11 protein-coding genes are annotated in these 8,435 nt (G+C 73.1%); 7 read left to right on the top strand and 4 right to left on the bottom strand.

Translation table 11 applies throughout. The features are described 5' to 3' along the window. The first annotated feature begins 277 nt into the window (after window positions 1-277). On the top strand, window positions 278-628 hold the full coding sequence (locus MTQ10_RS24370; protein WP_247472306.1) for a VOC family protein: 351 nt from the start codon (window positions 278-280) through the stop codon (window positions 626-628). An 86-nt stretch (window positions 629-714) separates the two neighbouring features. After that, a complete protein-coding gene (locus MTQ10_RS24365) occupies window positions 715-1,110 on the top strand; it encodes a MarR family winged helix-turn-helix transcriptional regulator (RefSeq protein WP_247472305.1) in 396 nt (131 codons plus the stop codon). Between the two features lie 131 nt (window positions 1,111-1,241). On the opposite strand, the gene MTQ10_RS24360 is transcribed toward MTQ10_RS24365, so the two are convergent. Next, complete coding sequence (locus tag MTQ10_RS24360) at window positions 1,242-1,643, bottom strand: SseB family protein (RefSeq protein ID WP_247472304.1); 402 nt, start codon at window positions 1,641-1,643, stop codon at window positions 1,242-1,244. Between the two features lie 421 nt (window positions 1,644-2,064). On the opposite strand from MTQ10_RS24360, the gene MTQ10_RS24355 reads away from it, so the two are divergent. After that, window positions 2,065-2,457, top strand: coding sequence for a hypothetical protein (locus MTQ10_RS24355; protein ID WP_247472303.1), 393 nt, complete (start codon window positions 2,065-2,067; stop codon window positions 2,455-2,457). Between the two features lie 14 nt (window positions 2,458-2,471). Here MTQ10_RS24355 and MTQ10_RS24350 read toward each other — a convergent pair whose 3' ends face one another. Beyond that, window positions 2,472-3,470: an AsnC family transcriptional regulator gene (locus tag MTQ10_RS24350; RefSeq protein ID WP_247472302.1), complete on the bottom strand. Its 999-nt coding sequence runs from the start codon at window positions 3,468-3,470 to the stop codon at window positions 2,472-2,474. A gap of 152 nt (window positions 3,471-3,622) precedes the next feature. Between MTQ10_RS24350 and MTQ10_RS24345 the strand changes: the two genes are divergently transcribed. From MTQ10_RS24345 to MTQ10_RS24335, 3 genes are all read left to right on the top strand, one after another. Continuing rightward, complete coding sequence (locus MTQ10_RS24345) at window positions 3,623-4,438, top strand: inositol monophosphatase family protein (RefSeq protein ID WP_247472301.1); 816 nt, start codon at window positions 3,623-3,625, stop codon at window positions 4,436-4,438. A 270-nt stretch (window positions 4,439-4,708) separates the two neighbouring features. Further along, entirely contained in the window at window positions 4,709-4,963 is a 255-nt protein-coding gene (locus MTQ10_RS24340) for a PLDc N-terminal domain-containing protein (protein ID WP_247472300.1), read from the top strand. A 203-nt stretch (window positions 4,964-5,166) separates the two neighbouring features. Then, window positions 5,167-5,559 (top strand): VOC family protein, encoded by a 393-nt coding sequence (locus tag MTQ10_RS24335; protein WP_247472299.1) that lies wholly within the window; start codon window positions 5,167-5,169, stop codon window positions 5,557-5,559. On the opposite strand, the gene MTQ10_RS24330 is transcribed toward MTQ10_RS24335, so the two are convergent. After that, window positions 5,525-5,938, bottom strand: a complete 414-nt coding sequence (locus MTQ10_RS24330) for a 5-carboxymethyl-2-hydroxymuconate Delta-isomerase (RefSeq protein WP_247472298.1) — start codon at window positions 5,936-5,938, stop codon at window positions 5,525-5,527. The two genes, MTQ10_RS24335 and MTQ10_RS24330, sit on opposite strands and share 35 nt — an antisense overlap. A gap of 199 nt (window positions 5,939-6,137) precedes the next feature. On the opposite strand from MTQ10_RS24330, the gene MTQ10_RS24325 reads away from it, so the two are divergent. Beyond that, window positions 6,138-6,431 carry a dsRBD fold-containing protein gene (locus MTQ10_RS24325; RefSeq protein WP_247472297.1) on the top strand — a complete coding sequence of 98 codons (294 nt, stop codon included), beginning with the start codon at window positions 6,138-6,140 and terminating at the stop codon, window positions 6,429-6,431. Between the two features lie 230 nt (window positions 6,432-6,661). Here the strand turns inward: MTQ10_RS24325 and MTQ10_RS24320 are convergent, their stop codons facing one another. After that, window positions 6,662-8,269, bottom strand: coding sequence for a glycoside hydrolase family 13 protein (locus MTQ10_RS24320; RefSeq protein ID WP_247472296.1), 1,608 nt, complete (start codon window positions 8,267-8,269; stop codon window positions 6,662-6,664). Window positions 8,270-8,435 lie beyond the last annotated feature (166 nt).

Raw genomic sequence — 8,435 nt, 5'->3', positions numbered from 1 at the left:
GTAGTCTCGTGGGCTCGGGAATTGGTATAAGGGACAGGGGTCGGGATCGGTGGGGGCGCCGTGCGTTCACCCGAGGGTGCCGGGCGGCCGTGGGGCAACCGGAGGCAACCGTGGTGCAACCGGCGGGAACCGTCGAGCAACCGGCCGGAGCGCCGGCGCAGCCGGCAAGACCGTGGCGCAACCGGTCAGGATCCGAGAAGCCGCCTCCTGTGCCCCGGCCCTAGCGTGGGATCCACCGGCGGGAACTCGCCGGATCCCCACGCGGAAGGAGTCCGCCATGACCGCCGGACTGACCACGATCATCTACCCCGTCAAGGACCTCGACCGGGCCAAGGCCCTGTTCAAGGCGCTGCTGGAGACCGAGCCGTACGCCGACGAGCCGTACTACGTCGGTTTCAAGGACGCCGGACAGGACGTCGGCCTCGACCCGAACGGCCACGCCCAGGGCCTGACCGGACCGGTCCCCTACTGGCATGTGACCGACATCCGGACCCGTCTGTCGGCCCTCCTCGACGCCGGTGCCGAGCTGCTGCAGGACGTGCGCGAGGTCGGCGGCGGCCGGCTGATCGCGTCCGTGAAGGACGCCGACGGCAACCTCGTCGGTCTGCTGGAGGACACGGCGAGCTGACCGCCGCCCGCGTGTCGGGCAGGCCCCGCCCACGCACTGCTAGTTGCGGCGTCAACAAACGTTTTCCTCGGTGTTACCGTGCAGTCATGGCACTGAAGACGGCCGACGCCCGGCTCGAGGACCGCTGGCGGGACATCCTCGCCGTTCACGCGCGCACGATGTGCGAGATCGACCGCGTACTGCATCCGCACGGCCTGGGCGCGAGCGACTTCGAAGTGCTCGACATCCTCGCGTCGGCCGCGCCCGCGGAGGGCGACCTGTGCCGCGTGCAGAACCTCGTCGGACAGGTCCATCTGAGCCAGAGCGCGCTGTCCCGCCTCATCGGCCGTCTGGAGAAGGAGGGCCTGGTGCAGCGCTCGGTGTGCACCGAGGACCGCCGCGGCGTGTGGGTGTCCCTCACCGACAAGGGCCGTCGGCTGCACGCCGAGGTACGGCCGCTCCAGCGTGAGGTGCTGGAGCGGATGCTCGGCGAACAGGACTGACGGAGCGCGGCCCCGGACGGGAGGCGCTCGCGGGGGCGCGCCTCTCGTCGGGTCGAGCGCCCGCGTGCTTCTGCGGGGCGGGCCTCTGAGGGGTGGGTTTCCCAGGGCGCGGTTTCCTGGGGTCTGGCCCTCTAGGGTCGGGCGAGCAGCGTGCGTACGCCCTCGGAGGTGAGCGTCAGCGGGTGCGAGGAGCCCGCGTCGATGGTCAGAGACAGATCGTCCGCCGGCCATTGCGCGGCGAGTGCGCCCAGCGGCACCAGACGGTAGCGCGAGACGTACGGCAGCAGCCCGGCCATCTCCAGCTCGGAGGTGAACACCGGCACCACCGGGTGCCCGCCGGGCTGCTCCAGCACGGGCAGGGCCACCGCGGACGGGTCGGCGGCGTCCGCCTCGACCGCGTCGTCGGGTACGGGCACCAGCACGTCGCACTGGGCGAGCGTGTCCAGTGCGGCGGCGTCCTGCGTGTTGTGCGCCAGTGTGTCCAGCGCGCGCTGGGCGGGGCTGGTGTGGTTGTCGTTCGCGGGTGTGTCCATGTCGCTCATCCCTGGCTGGTAGCGGCGGTCGTGTACGCCGCCCGCGCGCCTGCGGCCCGGGCGGGATCGGGCCACGCGTACCCGAGGGGGCGGGGACCATGCGTCGGGTACGGCGGAATTCGCGCCGCCGCGGGGGCGGCTGTCGAGCGGGGCGCGGGAGGAGCGCTGGTTCGGGAGCGTGCGAGTCGCGGCAGCGTACGCGCCGTTCTTGCCGGAACGTACGCGCGTGCTCGGGAGCGTGCTCGCGTGTTCCGCGGGAGCGTACTCGCGGTCGCGCACTCGAGGGCGCGGGGCGCGGGGCACGGGTTCGGAAGCGTGGGGGTTCTGCGGGATTCCGATGCGAATGTGAGTACCGCGGCGGCCGTGGATACCCGTGCGGGGACGAAGATGCGGGCGGGACGCGATCGACGTTGGAGTGCACATGGGGCACGACGAGACCGACGGCCATGCAGGACGGCGCGCCGCGACGGCCCGTGCGGCGTACGAGGAACGTGAGGCGGGACTGCACGGCGGCCCGCCGGGGACCGATCCGCGGCCGGCCGGTTCGCGGGAGGCGCCGGACGTCACGGGGCAGGAGCATGCCGACTGGTCCGACCGGCACGAGCGGGTGTTCGGGGCGCTGACCCGGGCGCAGGAACGCAACGGCGGGCAGGCCGTCCACCTGGAGGAGATCGCCGCGCAGGCGGGCCTCGGACCGGAGGAGACCCGCGCTCTGCTGCACGATCTGACGACGGTCCACCGTCTGGTCACGGAACTGGCGGGCGGCGACCGGCCGGATCTGGGGCCCCGCTACGAGGTCATGCCGCGGATGTGAGCGCGGGAGTGTCGTCAGACGGTTGTTCGCCGTGGTGGTGATGCGGTGAGGGCTCTCGGGCTGCCGGGGCGTTTGACCGCCTGGCCGACGATCACCGTCTCCACCGTCTCCACGCCGAGTCCGGCCAGATCGCGACTGACGAACCGGTAGAGGTCCTCCAGGTCACGCATCCATACGGCGGCCTGGAGGTTCGCCGGGCCCGTGGTCGCGAACGCGCCGTGGACCGCGGGGTGGGCGGCCAGGGCCCGGCCCGCGCTGTCCAGCCGGTCCGGGGCGACGCGCAGCAGGACGTTGGCGTCGATGGCCAGGCCCAGTCGGCGCGGGTCGACGACGACCTGGGTGCGCAGGTGTCCCGTCGCGGCGAGGCGGGCGATACGGCGGCGCACGGTCGATTCGGGGCGGCCGGTGCGGGCGGCCACTGCCGCGGCGGGCGCCCGGGCGTCGTCCGCCAGGGCGGCGAGGACGGCGCGGTCCGTGTCGTCGGTCCGAGCCGGCTGCGCGGGCACGGCGGGCCGGGGCGGGGTCAGGGCGGCGCGCTCGGCGTCGGTCAGTACGTCGTGACGCCAGTTCGTGGCCTCGGAGAACACGTGCAGGACCGTGTCCGCGCTGACCGAGGTGACGGCCCTGGTGGCCGGCAGCTCGCGGAACACGAGGTGGTCGCGGGTACCGGGCCGGGTGAGGGAGACCGCGAGGATCTCGTCGCCGGAGGCGGACAGGTCGATGAACGGTACGTCGTCGCGGGCCGCGAGGGCGGCGGCCAGTGCGTCACGCCGGGCGCCCAGCACACGGGTGCGCAGCAGCAGCGCCCCGACCGCCGGAGGCCGGACGGGCAGGGCGACGACCCGGCAGACGCCGTCGGCGATGAGTGCCTGCCAGCGGCGATGCACCGTGCGGGGGCTCATGCCGAGGACGTCCGCGGCCCGCTCGGCGCTCAGCCTGCCGTCGCACTGGAGGGCGGCGATCAGCCGCTGGTCCCGCATCTCGAGCACCTGATCCGCCGATTCCGCCGTCATGGACGGCAGTATCGCTCACTCCGGCGGGCGGGAGGGCCGGAAGTCGACCGAGGCCTCGCAGGATCGGTGCGTGCGCTGCGCCCCACGTCGGGTCCGGGTCCTTGGGTGTGTCGCACGCACGGACATCCACGGTCGCGCAGGAAGGGAAAACCTTGAGGTTCTCGATGACGTACGACGATCTGCTCACCGGCATGACGGCCGCCGTGCAGGAGGCCGGAGAGCTGCTGAGGGCCACGCCCCGTCCGGCTCAGGCGGCCACCTTCGCCGAGGGCATGGCGGCGTTCGAGGCCGTGGAGGCGGCGCCCGGCGCGCTGCTGCGCGGCAGGCTCGCCCGGCTGCGGCCCGGGGCGGGTTGGGCGGAGGAATGGGACGGAAGCGGCGTGCCGCCGGCCGAGGGCGAGCAGTGGATCGTCGACGTGATCGACGGGGCGGTGCAGTACTTGCAGGGGCTTCCGCAGTTCTGCGTGAGTACGGCGCTGGTACGGGACGGGGAGCCGGTGGCGGCCGTGCTGTACGCGCCTCTGCTCGGCGAGACCTATGCCGCCGCCCGGGGGCGCGGTGCGGCCCGCGACGGGCGGCCCCTTGTTCCCTCGGGCAAGGCGGAGCCGGGGGCGGCCGTGGTGGCGACCGGCCAGCCGCCGTTCCCGGCGCGTCAGCCGGGTGTGGTGGAGGCGGCGGGGCGTTCGCTGACGGCGGTGCTGCCGCTGGTCGCCGCCGTCCGCAATCTGGGCCCGACCTCGTGGCAGATCGCCGACACCGCGGCCGGGCGGCTGGACGCCTTCTGGCAGGTCGGCCGCGACGCGACGAATCTGCTGCCGGGCGCGCTGATCGCCCGCGAAGCGGGTGCGGTGGTGACGGATCTGGAGGGCAGACCGTGGACGGCGGGCGCCACGGGCTTCCTCGCGGCGGGCCCGGCACTGCACGGACCGCTGCTGGAGGCCCTCGCGGGTGTGGGTGGGCATGGGTGAACCGGTGCGGAGCGGGGTGTGCGCGAAGGGCGGCTCGTCGTACGGGGCAGGAGGCGGGCCACCGGCCGTCCGGCACCGCCGACCACCGCGCCGGCCGCCCGTGCCGGCGTCAGCGGATGCGCTCCGGAAAAGATTTCCCGGCCCACCGTGAACCGATCGGAGGGCCTCGTCCGATGAAGGGGTGAGTTCGGTGAGCGGTCACCGACCGAAGACCGCCCGAGGGCGTCCCCGCGACGCCGGTGGGTGCTGGAGAAGAGGAGGGGCACCCCGATGCTGGAATGGCTGACGTTCGTTCTGCTCGCGCTGCTGGCCGTGATGTACGTCCACTCGCTGATCGAGTGCGTGCGCACCCCGTCGGCCCGGATCCGCCGCCTGCCCAAGCCGGTGTGGCTGCTGGTCATGCTGTGGGCGCCGATCCTGGGCGCGCTCGCCTGGACGTACTTCGGCAAGGAGCCCGAGTCGAGCGGGACGGCCGCGTCCGGGACGTCGGCCGGATCCGGGGCGGACGCTTCCATACGGGCGTGACCGTCACCCGCTCTCGGCCACCGGGAGAGCGGGGTGCGCGGCATGCTGGGCGGGGGGCGGTGTCCGGCACGATCCCGGCGCAGACCGGCCGGAAAGCGCTTGTCGGCGGCGCCTGGGACGTGGTTACGATCAACGTGGCATCGCGTGCCGGTCACCGGCAGGGTGAGGCATGGAGGTGCCGGGATGTGCCCTGGAGGCATTCCTTGTCGGTCGAGTTCAACCACACCATCGTCCACTCCCGCGACAACCGGGAGTCCGCGCGGTTCTTCGCGGAGCTGCTGGACCTGGAGATCTCAGGGGAGTGGGGCCCGTTCGTGGCGGTCACCCTCGCCAACGGCGTCACGCTGGATTTCGCCACCGTTCCCGCCGAGAGCATCACCCCGCAGCACTACGCCTTTCTGGTCTCGGAGGAGGTGTTCGACGCGGCGTACGCCAGGATCAAGGAGCGCGGCATCGAGCACTACGCCGACCCGTTCCGGCGGCAGCCGGGCGCGATCAACCACAACGACGGGGGTCGCGGGGTCTACTTCATGGACCCGGCGGGGCATGCGATGGAGCTGATCACCGTGCCGTACGGAGGGTGGCCGGCGGCGTAGCCGCGGCGCGGCGCGGCTCCCGGGCGGGGCCACGGCCGGTGGAGGGGAACAGGCGGTAGGAGGGGGCCAGGTCCCGTACCTCCACCGACGCGATCGCCGCTTCGGGCACATGCCGGGTCAGCAGGGCCAGAACGCTCTCCGACAGGTGGGCTTTCACCGCCTCTGACCGGCCCGGCATGAGCCCCACCTCCACATGGAGCAGCGGCGTGCGCCCGCCCGGCCCGTCGCCCACCCAGGTCTCCTCCGGCCGCAGCACCGTCTTGCACACACCCCGGGTGCCGGACTCCCGGACGACGAGCGGATGCAGCTCCTCGATCAGCGCTGCCCGGTCGAAGGTCCCGTCCAGTTCTCTGGAGTAGGTGACGGTCAGCTGCGGCATGAGGACCTTTCCTGCGAATCTGATTACTTCAGGCAACCATTTTCCCTCATGTCGTCGACCGCGCCTCACCGAGGCCCTCCCCCGGCGCCCGCCGTTCCACGGCGGGGCCCGCGATGCCCGGATACGCTGGCGTCAACGGTTGCCGGAGGGCGGCCGGCATCCCGGACCCGGCCGACGGCAGCGGGATGAGGAGGAAGCGATGGCGCACACCACGGAATGGCAGGTCCACCTGCGCCTCGTCGAGGACGAGACCGGCACGACCAAAGCCGAGGTCGTCCTGGACACCGGTCACGCGTCCCTGTCCGGTCACGGAGTCGCCCAGCGCAACCCCGCCGACGAGAACGTGCCGGAGATCGGCGACGAGCTGGCGGCGGGCCGCGCCATGAGCGACCTCGGCCGGCAGCTGGTGACGCTCGCCCGGCAGGATCTGCGGCAGATGAGCCCCACCGAGCCGGAACCCGAACTGCACCCGGCGACGGGCTGGCTCTCCTGACGCTCCGGGCGCTCACCCGGCAGGGTCCCGGCCAGGGCTCGGACGCCGGGGCGCGGCCGGCTTCGGACGTGGCCGTGGTCAGGCTCGGAGGTGGCCGTGGCCGGCACAGGTCGCCTCGCCGGGGCGGGAGCTCCTTCAAGGGAACGGCGCGGGTCCGGGGCACGGCCCGGCCGGGCACCGTGTGGCCCGACGGGGCGACCGTGGGTGGCGCCCCGCCGGGCCGGGGGTGGTCAGTCGCGCAGCCAGACCGCCGTGTCCGCGGGAAGCCTGCCGTCGGACGTGAGCGGGCCGCTGCTCAGCAGCAGCCGCCGGTGCGGCGGGAGTTCGGCGGGCGTGCCGGACAGGTTGACGACGCAGACCAGGCCGTGCGGTCGGGTGAAAGCGAGGACTCCCTCCGGTGCCGGGAGCCAGGTCAGGGGACCGTCGCCGAAGCCCTCCTCGGTTCGGCGCAGGAGCAGGGCGCGCCGGTAGAGGCTGAGCATGGAGTCGGGGTCCTCGCTCTGCCGGTCGACGGCGTACCGCGCCCAGTCGGCGGGCTGCGGCAGCCAGGGTTCGTCCCGGGAGCCGAAACCGGCGTGGGGTGCGTCGGCGTTCCAGGGCAGCGGGATGCGGCAGCCGTCTCGGCCGGGGTCGGTGCCGCCGCTGCGGAAGTGCATCGGGTCCTGGATGCGGTCGCGCGGCACCTCGGCCTCGGGCAGGCCGAGTTCCTCGCCCTGGTACAGGTAGACGGAGCCGGGCAGGGCGAGGGTGAGCAGGGCGGCGGCGCGGGCGCGGCGGGTGCCGAGTTCGAGGTCCGTGGGGGTGCCGAAGGCTTTCGTGGCGAAGTCGAACGCGGTGTCCTCACGGCCGTAGCGGGTGACCGTGCGGGTGACGTCGTGGTTGCAGAGCACCCAGGTGGCGGGGGCTCCGACGGGGGCGAGCTCGGCGAGGGTGTCGTCGATGGCGGCGCGCAGCCGGTGGGGCTCCCAGGGGCAGGTGAGGAAGGAGAAGTTGAAGGCGGTGTGCAGTTCGTCGGGGCGCAGATAGCGGGCGAAGCGTTCGGCGTCGGGCAGCCAGACCTCGCCGACGAAGACGGCGCCGTACTCGTCGGCGATGGCCCGCCAGGAGCGGTAGATGTCGTGGAGGCCGTCCTGGTCGATGTACGGGTGCGGGTCGATGCCCTCGCGGAAGTCGGCGAGGGCGGGGTCCTTCACGAGCAGGGCGGCGGAGTCGATGCGTACGCCGGCGACGCCGCGTTCGAACCAGAAGCGGAGGATCTCCTCGTGCTCCCGCCGGACGTCGGGGTGGTCCCAGTTCAGGTCGGGTTGTTCGGGGGTGAACAGATGGAGGTACCACTCGCCGTCGGGGACCCGTGTCCAGGTGGGGCCGGAGAACTGGGAGGGCCAGTCGTTGGGCGGGAGTTCACCGTGCTCACCGCGGCCCGGCCGGAAGTGGAAGCGTTCGCGTTCGGGGCTTCCCGGTCCGGCCTCGACGGCGGCGCGGAACCAGGGGTGCTGGTCGGAGACATGGTTGGGGACGATGTCGACGATGACGCGGATGCCCAACTCGGCGGCCTGGGCGATGAGTTTCTCGGCCTCCTCCAGGGTGCCGAATGCCGGGTCGATGGCCCGGTAGTCGGCGACGTCGTAGCCGCCGTCGACCATCGGGGAGGCGTACCAGGGGGTGAACCAGACGGCGTCGACGCCGAGGTCGGCGAGGTGGGACAGGCGTGCCCGGGCGCCCGCGAGGTCCCCGATGCCGTCACCGTCGCCGTCGGCGAAACTGCGGGGGTACACCTGGTAGATGACGGCGTCCCGCCACCAGTCGTGGTCGGTGCGGGGCGGATGAGGGGCTGCCACGTGAAGAGTTCCTTTCGACGGCAGGAGTGACAACGGCCGGGGTGGACGGGCAGACGGACGGACGGTGCTCCTCCCCCGGCTGCCGAGGGCTGCGGGGCCTGCATCCGGTGGTGACCGTCGTGGTGCGTGGCCCGCTGCCCCGGAGCTGCGGGGTGCGGGGTGGGGT

This window comes from Streptomyces sp. XM83C, from assembly GCF_023072675.1.
GTDB classification, from domain to species: domain Bacteria; phylum Actinomycetota; class Actinomycetes; order Streptomycetales; family Streptomycetaceae; genus Streptomyces; species Streptomyces thermocoprophilus.
The sequence above is the reverse complement of the archived record's forward strand: the minus strand, read 5'-3'. Positions and strand labels throughout refer to the sequence as shown.